General features: G+C 68.5%; 15 protein-coding genes. 5 read left to right on the top strand and 10 right to left on the bottom strand.

Features of this window, described 5'->3' with window-relative positions; all coding sequences use genetic code 11:
- Nucleotides 1–9 precede the first annotated feature (9 nt).
- The 4 genes from ABFX18_RS02030 to ABFX18_RS02015 all read right to left on the bottom strand — a co-directional run bounded on the left by ABFX18_RS02030 (nucleotide 10) and on the right by ABFX18_RS02015 (nucleotide 3,020).
- Nucleotides 10–684, bottom strand: a complete 675-nt coding sequence (locus ABFX18_RS02030) for a Pr6Pr family membrane protein (protein ID WP_346057205.1) — start codon at nucleotides 682–684, stop codon at nucleotides 10–12.
- A gap of 36 nt (nucleotides 685–720) precedes the next feature.
- Nucleotides 721–2,079, bottom strand: a complete 1,359-nt coding sequence (locus tag ABFX18_RS02025; protein WP_090150565.1) for an APC family permease — start codon at nucleotides 2,077–2,079, stop codon at nucleotides 721–723.
- 64 nt (nucleotides 2,080–2,143) lie between these two features.
- Nucleotides 2,144–2,551 (bottom strand): hypothetical protein, encoded by a 408-nt coding sequence (locus ABFX18_RS02020; RefSeq protein ID WP_346057204.1) that lies wholly within the window; start codon nucleotides 2,549–2,551, stop codon nucleotides 2,144–2,146.
- A gap of 49 nt (nucleotides 2,552–2,600) precedes the next feature.
- A complete protein-coding gene (locus ABFX18_RS02015) occupies nucleotides 2,601–3,020 on the bottom strand; it encodes a GNAT family N-acetyltransferase (RefSeq protein ID WP_346057203.1) in 420 nt (139 codons plus the stop codon).
- 68 nt (nucleotides 3,021–3,088) lie between these two features.
- Here ABFX18_RS02015 and ABFX18_RS02010 point away from each other — a divergent pair, with 68 nt between their 5' ends.
- A complete protein-coding gene (locus ABFX18_RS02010) occupies nucleotides 3,089–3,895 on the top strand; it encodes a DUF1206 domain-containing protein (RefSeq protein WP_090150574.1) in 807 nt (268 codons plus the stop codon).
- Here the strand turns inward: ABFX18_RS02010 and ABFX18_RS02005 are convergent.
- Both ABFX18_RS02005 and ABFX18_RS02000 read right to left on the bottom strand, forming a co-directional pair.
- On the bottom strand, nucleotides 3,892–5,103 hold the full coding sequence (locus ABFX18_RS02005; RefSeq protein WP_200331909.1) for a zinc-dependent alcohol dehydrogenase: 1,212 nt from the start codon (nucleotides 5,101–5,103) through the stop codon (nucleotides 3,892–3,894). The genes ABFX18_RS02010 and ABFX18_RS02005 overlap by 4 nt on opposite strands.
- A 95-nt stretch (nucleotides 5,104–5,198) precedes the next feature.
- Nucleotides 5,199–5,690, bottom strand: a complete 492-nt coding sequence (locus ABFX18_RS02000; RefSeq protein WP_336662549.1) for a CinA family protein — start codon at nucleotides 5,688–5,690, stop codon at nucleotides 5,199–5,201.
- Between the two features lie 171 nt (nucleotides 5,691–5,861).
- Here ABFX18_RS02000 and ABFX18_RS01995 point away from each other — a divergent pair, with 171 nt between their 5' ends.
- Nucleotides 5,862–7,907, top strand: a complete 2,046-nt coding sequence (locus ABFX18_RS01995; RefSeq protein WP_346057202.1) for an NAD-dependent epimerase/dehydratase family protein — start codon at nucleotides 5,862–5,864, stop codon at nucleotides 7,905–7,907.
- Between the two features lie 79 nt (nucleotides 7,908–7,986).
- Here the strand turns inward: ABFX18_RS01995 and ABFX18_RS01990 are convergent, their stop codons facing one another.
- Together ABFX18_RS01990 and ABFX18_RS01985 are read right to left on the bottom strand one after the other, a co-directional pair.
- Complete coding sequence (locus ABFX18_RS01990) at nucleotides 7,987–8,652, bottom strand: dihydrofolate reductase family protein (protein WP_346057201.1); 666 nt, start codon at nucleotides 8,650–8,652, stop codon at nucleotides 7,987–7,989.
- Nucleotides 8,653–8,687: 35 nt separating this feature from the next.
- The gene (locus tag ABFX18_RS01985) at nucleotides 8,688–10,076 is read right to left on the bottom strand and encodes an MFS transporter (RefSeq protein WP_090150585.1); all 1,389 of its coding nucleotides are present in this window, start codon (nucleotides 10,074–10,076) and stop codon (nucleotides 8,688–8,690) included.
- Between the two features lie 145 nt (nucleotides 10,077–10,221).
- On the opposite strand from ABFX18_RS01985, the gene ABFX18_RS01980 reads away from it, so the two are divergent.
- From ABFX18_RS01980 to ABFX18_RS01970, 3 genes are read left to right on the top strand one after another with little or no spacing between them, the layout of a single operon-like run.
- Nucleotides 10,222–10,872: a response regulator gene (locus ABFX18_RS01980; RefSeq protein WP_090150588.1), complete on the top strand. Its 651-nt coding sequence runs from the start codon at nucleotides 10,222–10,224 to the stop codon at nucleotides 10,870–10,872.
- On the top strand, nucleotides 10,872–12,284 hold the full coding sequence (locus ABFX18_RS01975; RefSeq protein ID WP_346057200.1) for a sensor histidine kinase: 1,413 nt from the start codon (nucleotides 10,872–10,874) through the stop codon (nucleotides 12,282–12,284). Before ABFX18_RS01980 ends, ABFX18_RS01975 begins: the two co-directional genes overlap by 1 nt.
- Nucleotides 12,281–13,231: a TAXI family TRAP transporter solute-binding subunit gene (locus ABFX18_RS01970; RefSeq protein ID WP_346057199.1), complete on the top strand. Its 951-nt coding sequence runs from the start codon at nucleotides 12,281–12,283 to the stop codon at nucleotides 13,229–13,231. The genes ABFX18_RS01975 and ABFX18_RS01970 overlap by 4 nt, the downstream gene beginning before the upstream one ends.
- A gap of 7 nt (nucleotides 13,232–13,238) precedes the next feature.
- Here ABFX18_RS01970 and ABFX18_RS01965 read toward each other — a convergent pair whose 3' ends face one another.
- Both ABFX18_RS01965 and ABFX18_RS01960 read right to left on the bottom strand, forming a co-directional pair.
- Nucleotides 13,239–14,636, bottom strand: a complete 1,398-nt coding sequence (locus ABFX18_RS01965) for an MFS transporter (protein WP_200331512.1) — start codon at nucleotides 14,634–14,636, stop codon at nucleotides 13,239–13,241.
- A gap of 98 nt (nucleotides 14,637–14,734) precedes the next feature.
- On the bottom strand, nucleotides 14,735–14,916 hold a 182-nt coding region (locus ABFX18_RS01960), incomplete at its 5' end, for a hypothetical protein (RefSeq protein WP_428833618.1).

Here is a 14,916-nt window from a genome sequence, read left to right as displayed (position 1 = left end):
GGCTGAGCTTCAGGCGCGCTCGCGCGTCCTGCGGCTCAGCCCGACGAGCAGCGCGTCGACGCCGATGATGACCGCGGCGATGACAGCCATGTAACCGAGTACGGCGCCGTACCCACCGGGTTGAGCGGGATTCATGAATGGGTAGGGATACCAGCCGACGACGGCGCCGCGCAGCACCGTGTAGACCCCCCACGCAAGGGGGAATACGGCCGCGAGGCGCAGATGCCTCCAAGAGAGCCCCGCGCGCGCTGGCGCGAACCACCACAGCGCTGCAACGAGGAACGGCCCGATGAGGTGCAGCACCTCGTTCGACCATCCGAGAGTCGACTCCTGGTCGAGCGACACGCCCCGCAACAAGGCGTTGTACACGATCCCCGTCGTCACCATGTAGGTGGACATCGCCGTGAACACCGCCCAGAACCAGAGCGGCGGACGTTTCCCGAGGGATATGACAACGGCCGACGCCGTCAGAACGATGACCGCGAGCACATTCGACAGGATCGTGAAGAAACTGAAGAAGTTCGTGAAGAAGAACAGCGGCTCATCGGGTTCGAAACTCAGACTGAACACCAGTTGTCCGATCACAGCGGCGGCGATCAGCACTGCCGCGGAGGCGGCGCATACGGCGAATCTGCGGCCCACCGATACGACTGGGGCGCGAGCCGCGCTCTTCGTCGACGTCATCTTCGGCCCCCTCCATCGGCGTTCGCGGTCACCCCATCATGCCTTGACCTCAGGAGTTTCGTCGCTCCGACTCGCGTTCCGACGTGCATTCCAGCGTGCGAGCAGGTGCAGTACAACACCGACCCCGACGAGGGCGGCCCCGAAGAGCCAGACCGTTCCGCTCTGCTGCGTCATCAGCATGATGCACGAGGCGATGCCGAGCACGGGCACGAAGGTCCACACTCGGAAATGCTGATGCTCGACGCGGTCGCGGCGCAGGACGAGCACTGACACGTTGGCGCTCAAGAACACGAAGAGCAGCAGCAGCACGACCGTCTCCGCAAGCGTGGCGAGGTCACCGACCAGCGTGAGCAGCGCCGCGACGAGGGTGGTCGCCATGATCGCCACCCACGGCGTCTTCCGCTTCGGCAGCACCCGCCCCAGCTGGGCGGGGAGCAGCCCCTGCTCGGCCATCCCGAAGGCGAGTCGGCTCGTCATGATCATCGTCAGCAATGCACCATTCGCTACGGCGATCAGCGCGATCGCGCTGAACACCCACGACGGCACGTGCGAGCCGGAGGCTTCCACTACGTCGAGCAGGGGGCCGCTCGACTCGGCGAGTTCATCGGCGGGCAGGGCGATCGCGCTCGCGAGCCCGACGAGCACATAGACGATCCCGGCGACTGCGAGGGAGGCGAAGAGCGCCCTCGGGTAGGTGCGAGACGGGTTGCGCACTTCCTCGATCATGTTCGCCGAGGTCTCGAAACCCACGAAGGAGTAGAACGCGATGATGGCACCACCGAGCACCGCGGCCGCCGTGCCGACGCCCTCCGGCCCTTCGACCACTCGCGAGAGATCGCCTCCGCCGTTCCCGACGAGCAGGCCGACCACCACGATGACGATGACGAGGCCGCTGACTTCGATCGCCGTCATCACGAGGTTGGCGCCGAGGGATTCGCGAATGCCTCGAGCGTTGAGCAGGGCCACGACGACCAGGAACAGGATCGCGACGAGCGTCGTCGGCAGTTCCACGAACGTGTGCAGGTACTCCCCTGCGAAGGCGATGGACAGGCCGGCAGCGCTCGTGACGCCCGCCGCGAGCATGCAGAACCCGACGAGGAATGAGATGACGGGCTTCTGGAAGGCCCGCTCCGCGAAGACGGCAGCGCCTCCCGCTTTCGGATACTTCGTGACGAGTTCCGCGTACGAGCCCGCCGTGAGGAGCGCGAGCAGCAGAGCCAGCAGGAGCGGTGCCCACAGCATGCCGCCGACCTCTGCAGACAGCACCCCCATGAGTGCGTAGATGCCGGCTCCGAGCACATCTCCGAGGATGAAGGCGAAGAGGAGCAGGCCGGAGACCGAGCGGCGCAGCTTCGTATCGAGGGGCTGCGAGGCAGCCTCGGGTTCACGCGTCATCCCGCCAGCCTAGAGTCGCGCAGAAGTCACCCGCACGCCCCTTGACACCCGCGGTCCCTGTTCGTTAGCTCGTGTGCTCCGTCTCATCCCCGGTCGCATCCACGATCAGCACGGTGCCGAGCGCGTCGTTCTCCGTCGCGGCGAACACGGCGGAGGCGAGGTCGTCGCGTTGGGCCTCGCTGAGCTCGCCCTCGACGAGCACGCGAATGGTGTCCGTCGAGACGTTCTCGTACTCGTCGATCTGCTCGAGAAGGTCGGTCTCGTCCGCGCTGACGTCTTCGGGGTCGCCGTTCGAAAGGCGATCATCGATCTGCTCCTCGACTTCGTCCGCGAGTCCGTTCGGTGCGTCGTGCTGGTCGCGCACTTCCCCTGAGCCCTCGGTCGGGGAGACTCCGCCGCACCCGGCGGTTCCGCCGAGGAGCGCGAGCGAGATGGCACCGGTGGCTACGAGCTTGAGCTTGTTCACTGACATGCGTCGAGCCTAGGAAACGCTTCCATTTCGGACGAGGGGGTTGCGCTCCTCACGAACCGGAGCCTCGGAGCTTCCGATGCATGCCGGTCGCGTCATCGGTGGTGAATCCGAGTGATTCGTACACGCCGACCGCGGCATCGCTCGCGAAGAGACCGACGAAGAGCTCGATGTCACCCTCCGGCTGCAGCAGTTCGACCAGACGTGAGACGAGATCGGTCGCGATCCCCGCTCCCTCGTGCTCCGGATCGACGACGACGTCTTGCACGTACGCGTATTGCAGTCCGTCGCCCACGGCTCGCGCCATGCCGATCACCGACCCGTGCTCGTCGACGCACACAACACCGGCCAGGGACGCGGCGAGCGAGGCACCGCGCACCTCGTCATCGAAGTGGGACTGCCATCCGACCGCAGCTGCGAGGGCAGCGTGTTCGGCAGCGGTGGGTACGCGATCGAGTATGCGATGGTCCATGAGACCACGATACGCGCGGCGAACGGCGCAGCGCAGGTCCGTGCGCTCCGATCCGTTAGCCTCGACCCATGGACGACCGACTGCAATCTGCTGCTCGCAGAACCGAGAGCACCACGACCTTTCGCGCACTGGCGCGGGGAGGGTACGTGGCGACCGGCATCGTGCACGGGCTGATCGGGGTCCTCGCAATCGCCCTCGTCGTGCGCCAGGGCCGCGCGGAAGCCGATCAGGTGGGAGCTCTCACATCCATCGCCGAGGCTCCGTTCGGCCTCGCGGGCCTCTGGGCGGTCGCACTGCTCCTCTTCGCCCTCGGCATCTTCCACATCGTCGACGGCTTCGCCCTCAGCCGCAGCTCTCGGAAGCAGCGCTGGGGGCGCCGGCTCGCCGAGTGGGGGCAGGGAATCGCGTTCTGCGTCATGGGCGGGATCGCGACGGCGATCGCCGTCGGCGCACGCCCCGATCCCGACCGCACCACTCGCGATGCGAGCCGCGGGCTGCTCACCCTTCCGGGCGGAACGGTCCTGCTCGTCCTGGTCGGCCTCGGGGTGGCCGGTGTTGGAATCGCCTGGATCTGGATGGGCGTGTCCCGGAGCTTCCGGAAGCAGATGGAGCTCCCGTCCGGCCGCGCCGGTCACGCGATCGCTGCCCTGGGCGCGGTGGGGTTCGTGTCGAAGGGCGGAGCCCTGCTCGTCGTCGCCGTGCTCCTGGCCGCCGCCGGCGTCCGGGGAGATTCGAGCTCGGCCGGAGCCCTCGACTCGGCCATCACCTCGCTCTACGACCTGCCGGGCGGGCCCGTCTGGATCGTGCTCATCGGTGCAGGGTTCCTGGCATACGGGGTGTTCTGCTTCTTCCGCGCGCGGTTCGCGAAGCTCTAACGACCCGGCGCCGAGCCGGTATCGGCGGAGTCCGCCGCCGGATCGAGCACGACCTTGATGCACCCGTCCTCCTTCTTCTGGAAGAGCTCGTACATCTCCGGGGCACTCGCGAGCGGAACCCGATGGGTGGTGAGATCGGCCGTGCCGAGCGGGTCGTCGTGCTGTTCGACGAGGGGCAGTAGATCGTCGATCCACCGCTTCACGTTGCACTGGCCCATCTTGATCGTGATCTGCTTGTCGAACAGCGTCTTCATGGGCAGCGGGTCGGCGTTGCCGACGTAGACTCCGCTGATCGAGACGGTCCCGCCGCGGCGCACCAGATCGATCCCCTGCAGCAGGGCGGCTGTGCGATCGACGCCGGCGTGCTCCATCATCGGCTTCGCGAGCACGTCGGGCAGTGCACCGATGGCCGTGTGCGCTGCGTGCACGCCTGGGCTCCCGTGCGCCTCCATGCCGACGGCATCGATCACGGCGTCGGGCCCGCGCCCGTCGGAGAAGTCGACGGCGGCCTCGTCGACGTCACCGGGCTCGCATACGGCGATGCCGTGGCGTGCAGCCATCTCCCGGCGTTCCGGCACCGGGTCGACGGCGAGCACCCGCGCCCCGCGATGCGCGGCGAGACGCGCTGCGAACTGACCGACCGGGCCGAGTCCGAGCACCAGTGCCGTGTCTCCGCGCCCGACTCCTGCGTAGGCCACGCCCTGCGCAGCTGTCGGGAGGATGTCGCTGAGGAAGAGATAGCGCTCATCCGGGAGGGTCTCGCCGACGGGGATGGTGTTGTAGTCCGCGATGGGCACCCGAAGCAGCTCGGCCTGCCCGCCGGGCACCTGACCGTAGAGTTTCGTGTAGCCGAAGAGCGCCGCCCCCGAACCGTACTCGGTCACCTGCGTGCGCTCGCACTGCGACTGCAGGCCGCGCGTGCACATCCAGCATGCTCCGCACGAGATGTTGAACGGGATCACCACCCGTTGCCCCACCTGCAATGAGGTCACGCCCGGGCCCACCTCCTCGACGACGCCCATCGTCTCGTGGCCCAGAATGTCACCGGCGTCGAGAAACGGCCCGAACAGTTCGTAGAGGTGGAGGTCCGAACCGCAGATCGCCGTCGAAGTCACTCGAACGATCGCGTCCCCTGGTTCCTGGATCACCGGATCGGGCACCTGCTCGACCGAGATCTTCCGCTTGCCCTGCCACGTCACTGCGCGCATCATGTGCTCCTCTGCTCATCGCTCTTGCTCTTGCTCTGGATCGGTGCTCGTGCGGTCCGCGTGCCCGACGCACCGAGACGGGCGAGACCCCGGATTCAGTCGGTCGGGGCGAGGCGTCCGAGTACCGCTTCGAGGGCGGCCTCGACGGTCTTCTGCATCACCTCGATCGGATCACCCGAGAACGAGAGGTGCTCGACGCTCGTCGGCGAGTCCCCTCCGGTGATCGCGAGCACGACCGTCCCCGCCGGCTTGCCCTCGTCGGGTTCCGGTCCCCCCACTCCGGTCACTGCGACCACGACATCGGCCAGCAGCAGACGTGCGGCGGATTCCGCCATCGCCACCGCCGTCGGTTCCGTCACCACCGGCCCCCTCGGAGCCCCCAGGAGGGAGTACTTCACCTCCGGATGGTATGCCGTGATCCCTCCGTGGAACCAGGTGCCGGAGTCGGGCGCCGCGGACAACGCCGCGCTCAGTTGACCCCCCGTCAACGACTCGGCGACTGCGACAGACCGACCTGCATCCGACGCACGCTCGGCGATGCGCTCGACGAGGTCGTCGACGCGGCCCTGAATAGCGGATTCAACCATCGAGTTTCGCTCCTTCCGCGCCGATGAGATCTACGGCGCAATTGCCGACGTTACGGGGGGAGAATCGTCGCCGCAGGGGCCTTGACGCCTCCGACGAGAGCACGCAACCCCCTGTCAACCGCGGCGTCGACGAGGCATTCTGAAGACACGAGCGATTCGAGGAGGACAGCAATGCCCGAACGACCCCAGTCTCAAGATGCATCGGCCGGAGCCGCGCACGCGGTGCCGGCCACTCCTGCAGTACCCGTCAACGGAGCGCGACCCTCGAAGGCGAGCGCCGCCGATGCCGGCCGCGCGGACGACGCGAGCGCGCCGCTCCGCGTAGCGGTCGTCGGAGCCACGGGCAACGCGGGTACCGCTCTGCTGCGCGCACTCGCCGCTTCCCGGGACGTCGGGTCGGTGCTCGCCATCGCTCGTCGCATGCCCGATCTCACGGTGGATCCGTATGCGTCATGCGAATGGTCTTCCATCGACATCGCTGCGGCCTCGTCAGAGGAGTCGGCTGTCGAAGCCCTCCGGGAGGCGTTCTCCGGAGTCGACACCGTCGTCCACCTGGCATGGCTCATCCAACCCATCGCCGAACGCGAACTCCTGCGCCGCGTGAACGTCGAGGGGACCCGCCGCGTGCTGCGCGCGGCAGCCGAGGCGGGGGTCGGCCACGTCGTGGTCGCGTCGTCGGTCGGCGTCTATGCCGCCGATCCGTCACGGTCCCTCCGCACCGAGGATTGGGAACGGGGCGGGATCGAGTCGTCGCAGTACAGCGTCGACAAGGCCGCACAGGAGGAGGTGCTCGACGAGTTCGCCCGCGAGTTCCCTGCTCTCACCATCACGCGGATGCGACCGGCGCTCACCTTCCAGGGCGATGCTGCATCGTCCATTCAGAGGTACTTCCTCGGAAGCGCCGTCCCGGTGCAGGCACTCGGTCGGGCGAAACCGCCAGCCCTCCCATTGCCGAAGGGCTTGCGCGGCGTCCAGGCGATCCACGCCGATGACGCGGCGGACGCGTACCTCGCCGCGATCGTGCAGCGCGCTCCTGGGGCCTTCAACATCTGCGCCGACGACGTGCTCGGAGCGCAACAACTGGCCGACATCATCGACCACGGACGCTTCTTCGAGCTTCCGACAGCGGTGGTGCGCGGGTTCGTCACTGCTGCGCACCGCGCCGGAATCGTGTCGGTCGACGCGGGCTGGTTCGACCTCGCGCTGGGGGCGCCGCACATGGACAACGGTCGCGCCAAGAGCGAGCTCGGCTGGCAGCCGAAGCACTCGGCTGCGGATGCCCTGCGAGAGCTGCTCGAGGGCATGATCGACGGTCGAGGGACGGGATCACTGCCGCTTCGAGCTCGGGATGTCGACGAGGCGCGTCTCTCGTCACTCGACGGACGTGTGGGAGCTGGCGCCGAGGCTGCCTCGACGTCCGACGAGCCGTCGGCGACCGCGGACGACCCCTCCGCAGGCGTCTCGAACGAGGCCGGCGACCTCGACTGGGAGTTGTTCGGCCTCTACCTCTCCGACCATCTGACCGGGGCGACCGCAGGGGCTGAGCGCATGGAGCGCATGTCTGCTGCGTACATCGACACTCCCGTCTACGCCGGGCTCTCAGAACTCGCCGAAGAGCTCCGGCTCGAGCGCGCCTTCCTCGCTCACCTGATCGACGACCTCGAGGTGCGGCGCCGTTTCTACCGTCAGGCCGCGTCGTGGGTGGGTGAGCGCGTCGGGAGGCTGAAGCTGAACGGACGCACGTTCACGCGCTCGCCGCTCTCCCTCATCTTGGAGCTCGAACTGCTGCGCAGTGCGGTGATCGGGAAGCTCGGCCTGTGGCAGGTGCTCAGCGAGCACGCCGCCGACCTCGACCTCGACGCCGCGGTGTTCGACGAGCTCGGGGAGCGCGCGCTGGCGCAAGCCGAAATGCTCGGTGCCGCGCACGCCTACGCCCGCAGTCGCGCGTTCCGGGAGGACCGGGATGTGTTCGGCGAGGACAGCGATGCGGACGCCGCAGTCCCGTCCGGCGCTACACCGCTCGGTGCCGACGCGGATGCCGTCGATGAGACGCCGGCCATTCCCGCCGATCCCGATGCCGCAGCGGAGGGTGGTTCCGAGGCGCCTGAGAGCGCATCGAGCGCGGCGCGGCGGTTGCGCGGGGAGCATGACGACGCTCTGGCCGACGAATGGGGCGAGGAGTCGTTCCCGGGAAGCGATCCGCCCTCCAACTACTGACGAGGCCTGCTCTGGGTTCCCCGTCTCTCCCTGTCTCTCCCCGCGCGCGAGCGGTGAGAGACAGGGACGCAGGCGATAGCTAACGAGCGGCTTCTTTCCGCGTGAACGTGAGGTGCGTGACCCAGCTCGGCGTGGTCTCCGAGACAGCATCGTACTCGCGCTCCCACCCTTCGAGGCCGCGCCAGAGATGCGCCCCTCGCCCGAGCAGGATCGGAACCTGGACCACGTGCAGGTGGTCGATGAGGCCGGCGGCGAGGAACTCGCGGACCGTCGTGGGGCCACCGCCGATGCGCACGTCGAGTCCGCCGGCGGCCTGGCGCGCGGCTTCCAGAGCCTCGGCGGGCGAAGCGCTCATGAAGTGAAACGTGGTGTCGCCGCGGGTCACGGACGGCCGAGGCGTGTGCGTCAAGACGAAGACCGGTGAGTGGAAGGGCGGCTCATCGCCCCACCACCCCGTCCAGGCCGGGTCGTGCTGCCAGCCGGGCGGGCCGAATTTACCGGCGCCCATGATCCCGGAGCCGATCCCGACGAACGATAGCCTCGCATACCGATCATCGGGATCGCTCGCCCCCTGCACCTCCACGCGTTCCCGCTGCCCGGTCTGCGCCTGGAAGGTCTGCGTCGGAAAGAACCACTCCATCAGTCGCATCCCCGCATGGCCGAACGGCGCGTCCAGTGAAGGGTCCGCCCCCGCACCGAACCCGTCGAGCGAGACGGCGAGATTGTGCACGCGCGCCAGCTGCATGAGCGACTCCTTCCCCAGCGAGTGAGGCGGCCAGTCTACGCGCGGGCGGAAGCGGTGTCTGCGATCTCGCCCGCGCGAGCGGCGGATGCACCGCGGACCCGAGAGCGCATCCCGGCCTCGTCGTCCAGCCAGTTCGAGCTCTTGTTCTTCAGCACGAAGATGTACACGAGCAGCGACACGGCGATCACCGCGGTCACGTACACGATGAACCAGGTCACGCGATCCGTCTCGCCGGCCGCCTGGTACAGCAGCGGCGCGGTCCCGCCGAATGCCGAGTTGGCGAGGGCGTACCCGAACCCGACGCCGAGCGCGCGAATGTGCGTCGGGAAGAGCTCCGCCTTCACCACGGCATTGATTGAGGTGTACCCCGTCAGAATGATGAAGCCGACGACGAGGAGCGTGAACGCGATGATCGGGTTCTGCTGCTGCGGCAGCTGGGTGAGGAGCACCCAGGTGTAGAGCACTCCCCCGATCCCGAAGAAGACGAGCAGCGACTTGCGGCCGACGCGGTCCGAGATCCAGCCGCCGAGGGGCTGGAGCAGCATGAGGATCGTCAGGGCGATGAGATTGATGACGGTTCCGGCCAGCACGTCGCTCCCCGCGAACGCGCTCTTCACGATCGACGGGCCGGTCACGGAGTAGGTGTAGAACGCCACCGTACCGCCAGCGGTGACGAGGAAGCAGGTGAGCAGCGGACGCCACTGGTGCACGAGCAGTTCGCGCATGGAGCCGGATTCGCGGGACGCTCCCGAGCGCACCGCTTCGAGCGTCGCGGTCTCCAGGGTCTCGTCCATGGTGCGACGCAGCCAGATCACCACGAGCGCTCCCGCACCGCCGATCACGAAGGCGACGCGCCATCCCCATGAGGCGATCGCTGCTTCGGGCAGCGTGAGCACCATGATCATGAGCGTGAGCTGCGCGAGCACGTGCCCGCCGACGAGCGTGACGTAGTGGAAGGACGACAGGAACCCGCGGTGACCGGAGATGGCGGTCTCGGACATGTACGTCGCGCTCGTGCCGTATTCCCCACCGGTCGCGAAGCCCTGCAGCAGACGTGCGAAGACGAGGATCACGACCGCGCCGACGCCGATCGATTCGGCTGTCGGGGCGAGCGCGATCAGGATCGAGCACGCAGCCATGAGCGAGACCGAGACGGTGAGCGACAGACGGCGCCCGTGGCGATCGGCGAAGCGGCCGAAGAACCACGAGCCGATCGGGCGCATGAGGAAGGTGACGGCGAAGATCGCCCAGATGTAGATCGACGAGTTCTTCTCGTCCGCCGCGAAGAACTGCGACTCGAAGTACGTTGCGAATACCGAGTAGACGTAGACGTCGTACCACTCGACGAGGTTGCCCGCCGAGCCCTTGAGGGTGTTCGAGATCGACCTGCGCAGGGTCGGTGAGGTCGCAGTCGACGTTGACATTGACAGTCCAATCATCATGGGAGGAGACGGGGAAGCTCAGTTCGAGCAGCAGACCCATTCTGCGAGCGGCGACACCTCCGCGAGCGAAACTCTTAACACTGCCTTAACACTCGCGGCTGGTATCGGCAGCGGCATACTGGATGGCATGCGCGTACTGGTGACCGAAGACGACCCCTCGGTCTCCGCTGCACTCGCCGGCGCCCTCACCCGAGCCGGGCACACGTGCGACCGGGTGGCGAGCGGTGCCGCGCTGCTGCAGCAGTACCGGAGCGCCGACATCGTGCTGCTCGATCTCGGCCTGGAAGACATGGACGGTCTCTCCGCCCTCGAACAGCTGCGCGCGCTGAGCGAGATCCCCGTGATCGTCGTCACGGCTCGCGGAGATGAGCGCTCGACGGTGCAAGCGCTCAGGCTCGGCGCCGACGACTACCTCGTGAAGCCCGTGCGCCTGCACGAACTCCTCGCCAGGCTCGCCGCCGTTGCACGCCGCTACGCGGGACTCGCCGTCGATCGCATCGAGCTCGGCGACTGCATCATCGACGAGACGGAGCGGCAGGTGCTGCATGACGGCGCCACCATCGCGCTGACCCCGACGGAGTGCGCACTGCTCGCCATGCTGGCGCGACACGTCGGTGCGGTCGTCAGCCGTCAGCGATTGCTCGACGCCGTGTGGGGCGAAGCGTATTCGGCAACCTCTCGCGCCTTCGATGTGCACCTCGCGGGCCTCCGGCAGAAGGTGCCGATGCTTCGGATCACCACGATCCGAGGCCGCGGGTTCCGCCTCGAGAGGCCCTGATGCGATTTCGCGTGCTGCTCCCCCTGTTCCTCTTCGGAGTGCTGGCCGTCACGGCCATCCTCATCCCCGTCGGCGCCGCGATCGCGCAGTCGCGCACGCAGGAACTGCAGCTCCAACGCGGCGCTGCGCTGCAGCAGATCGTGCAGCGAGCGACCCCGGCGTTCGAATCGGGAGACGCGCGCGAGCTCGAGAGCTACCTCGATCGCTTCACCGAGACGTTCGGCGAAACCGCGATCGTGGTCGACGGCGCCGGCGAGCGCATCGCGGCTTCGGGCGACTTCGCGAGCGATCCGGAGACCTTCGCCGTCATCTCCAGCGCACTTCGCGGAGTGCCGCAGCGGGATCTCGCCACCGTCACGCCGTGGAGCTCCCGAACCGCGACGCTCGCCGCACCGGTGACACTCGACGGCCGCACGCCCGAAGGAGCGGTGGCGCTCCGCATCGATCAACAGGTCGCACAGCGCGATGTCGGAGCGGGATGGGCGTCGATCGTGGCCATCGGAGCGGCACTCCTGTTCGCGGTGCTCCTCGCTTCGGTGTTCTGGACGCGATGGGTGCTGCGCCCGGTCTCCTCGCTGGACGCCGCGGCGAACGCACTCGCCGAGAACCGCGAGTACGCCCTCGACGCCGATGCTGGACCGCCCGAACTTCGCCGGCTCTCCCGCTCATTCGCGCGCATGGCGCGCAGCGTGGAGCTCGCGCTCGACCAGCAGCACGGTCTCGTCGCCGACGCATCGCATCAGTTGCGAAATCCACTCGCAGCCATCCGGTTGCGCATCGACGGCCTGCCGCGCGGCCTCGGCGACCCGGGCAGCGATGCCGAGGTGGCGGCGATCGAACGAGATCTGGATCGCCTGGAGCACACCGTCGCCCGCATGCTCGCGCTCGCGAACGCCGAGCATCGTGCGACGGCCGCCGGCAGCGGGCACGGAGGGGCGGCGAACGACGCATCGCCGCGGCCGAACGATGATGCGCTGGTGACGACGTCGGCTGCACGCCTCATCGCCCCGCACCGCGAGCGGCTCGCCGACGCCCGCATCTCCGTGGTCGCAGACGATGACTCGCGCCCCGTCCGTTTCCGCCGGAGCGATCTCGAGGAAGTGGTCGAGCTCGTGACCGACAATGCCGCGAAGTACGCCGCCGGTTCGACGTTTCGCATCGAACTGCGGGGGCAGGGCGATGGGACGCGCACGGTGCTCGTCATGAGCGACTCCGGCCCCGGGCTCGCCTCTTCGGAGATCCCGCTCGTCGGCAGGCGATTCTGGCGCGCTGCCGTTCACGCGCAATTGCCTGGCAGCGGTCTCGGGCTCGCGATCGTCGAGCAGCTCGCGCGGGCGAACGACGCAGAGGTCGCCGTCGATCGTGCACCCGAGGGCGGTCTGCGCATCATGATCATCGCGGGTGCGGCGTGACCGGGCGTCGTGAGGCGGGTCTGAGCCGCCGGACCGTGCTCATCGGAGGCGCGGCCGCGTGGACTCTCGCGCTTGCCGGGTGCGCGCCCGCCCGGACTGAGCGGATCGCGCTGGCGTGCGGCGAGCCCGGCGGCGCCTACCTGCAATTCGGGGAGCTGCTCGGTGCCGCGCTGGAGGATCGCTCGGGGGTAGCGCTCGAGCTCCGCGTGACGCATGGCAGCGGGGAGAATCTCGAGATGCTCGCGCGCGGCGATGTCGATCTCGCGCTCTCGCTCGCGGACTCGGCGAACGAGACCGCGGCATCGCACGACTTCACGGCCATCGGGCGGGTGTATCAGAATTACCTGCAGTGCCTCGTGCGCGACGCCGGCGATATCCGATCGTTCGCGGATCTCGCCGGACGACGGGTGTCGATCGGCGCCCCGGGTTCGGGGAGCACGCGCACCACACGACGGTTGCTCGAAGCGACCGGTCGGGCATCGGGCAGCGGTGCTCCGGCGGCGACGGAACTCGAGCTCTCCGCCGCGCTGACCGCTCTCGCGGCGGGCGACATCGACGCACTGTTCTGGTCGGGCGGGATTCCGACTCCGGAGATCACCGACGTCGCGGCGGTCACTCCGCTTCGGGTGATCGATCTCGGGGATGTCGTCGCCCCGCTCCGCGCGGCGTACCCGCAGGAGTACCTCGACGCCCGCATTCCTGCTGGCGTGTACGGCACGGAGGGGTCGACCGCGACCATCGGGATCTCGAACCTGCTGATGTGTCGCGCGGACCTCGCACGCGATGCAGCGCGTGCGCTCGTCGACGTGCTCGTGGATGATGCCAGGAGGCTCGTGCCCACCGGGTCGGTCGGGCTGCAGTATCTGGCCCTCGACACTCTCATCGACACGGGTGAGGTGCCCCTGCACCGCGATGCACGGGCTCGCTACCGCGAACGCTATCGGTGAGCCGGGTCTACCGGTCGTCGAGCGCTGTGCCTCTGCGATCGACAAGCCCCCAAGCGGCGCCCGCGGCGATGACGAAGAAGACGGCGAACACGGAGAATGTCAGCCCCGAGCCGCCCGCGATGAGCAGCACGGGCACCAGCAGCGGAGCGACGATGGACGCGATCCTTCCCACGCCAGCGGCCCAGCCCGCGCCCGTCGCCCGCAGCGATGTGGGGTAGATCTCCGGCGTCACCGCGTACAGCGCGCCCCATGCGCCGAGGTTGAAGAACGACAGCGCCATGCCTGAGGCGATGATCGCCGCTTCGGCGTGCACGGTGCCGAACACGATCGCCGAAACGGCTGAGCCGACGAGGAAGACCGACAGTGTGAGCCGCCGACCCCAGACCTCGATGAGCCATGCGGCGACGGCGTAGCCGGGAAGCTGCGCGAGCGTGATGATGAGGGTGAAGCCGAACGAGCGCACGAGACTGAATCCCGCATCGACGAGGATGCTCGGAATCCAGATGAACGCGCCGTAGTAGGCGAAGTTGACGCAGAACCAGACGACCCAGATCGACAGCGTACGGCCGCGGAACTCCGCCGACCACAGCGCCGCGAGGCGGCCGCCGCTGGAAATCGCGATCGGCGCGGCGGCGGGCCCACCGGCATCGGGTGTCGCTGCGGGAGCCGGAGCAGGTGCCGGCTCGGACGCGGCGGTTCTGCCGCCCCGGGAGGCCGCAGCGCTCTCGAACGATGCAACGATCGTCTCGGCCTGCTCCGTGCGCCCGCGGCCGGCGAGCCAGCGCGGGGATTCCGGAAGCCCCCAGCGCACGATGAGCGCGTACACCGCGGGAACGGCGCCGAGGGCGAACGCCCAGCGCCATCCGTCGTCGGAGGCGGGAACCACGAAGTAGCCGATGAGCGCGGCAGCCGTCCACCCCACGGCCCAGAACGCTTCGAGAATCACGATGATGCGACCGCGGATGCGCGCCGGAGCGAACTCGCTCACGTACGTCGACGCCACCGGGAGCTCGGCCCCCAGGCCCAGTCCGACGAAGAACCGGAGCACCAGCAGCAATCCGATGCCGCCGACCAGGGCGCTCGCACCGGTCGCGACGCCGTAGACGAGCAGGGTGACGGCGAACACCTGACGACGTCCGAAGCGGTCGGCGAGCAGGCCGCCGAGGCTGGCGCCGATCGCCATGCCTGCGAACCCGATCGATGCGATCAGCCCGCTCTGGCCCTTGTCGATGCCCCACTGCTGGGCCAGCGCGGCGATGATGAACGAGATGAGTCCGACGTCCATCGCATCGAGTGCCCACCCGATGCCCGATCCGCCGAGCACCTTGCCGTGCTTGCGTGTGAAGGGCAGCGCGTCGAGGCGCTGCGAGAGCGAGCGCCGCTCGGCCGTCGGAGTTCCATGCATGGACTCATCGTAGAGGCAGGGCGCTACAGGGCGCGACCGTGCGCACCGCTGCTGCGTGCATCGGAGCCACCGCCTGTCGTGCCCGGGCGGATCGATGGTCAGAACGGCTGCCGATCAGGTGTATCGCGGTCGCTGCGCTCGATATTCCGAGGCGGGTCCTGCGAGCGCGGCGAAACCGGCTGGACCGGTTGGACCGGCGGGCCGGTCTGCGCGAACCTCACGCGGCTCGGCGGTCGGTCGACGTAGCGCCTGCCCGTGGGGCTGGTCCAGTGCAGTTCAC

It is taken from the genome of Leucobacter alluvii, from assembly GCF_039530485.1.
GTDB classification, from domain to species: domain Bacteria; phylum Actinomycetota; class Actinomycetes; order Actinomycetales; family Microbacteriaceae; genus Leucobacter; species Leucobacter alluvii.
This window is presented reverse-complemented; position numbering and strand designations above follow the sequence as displayed.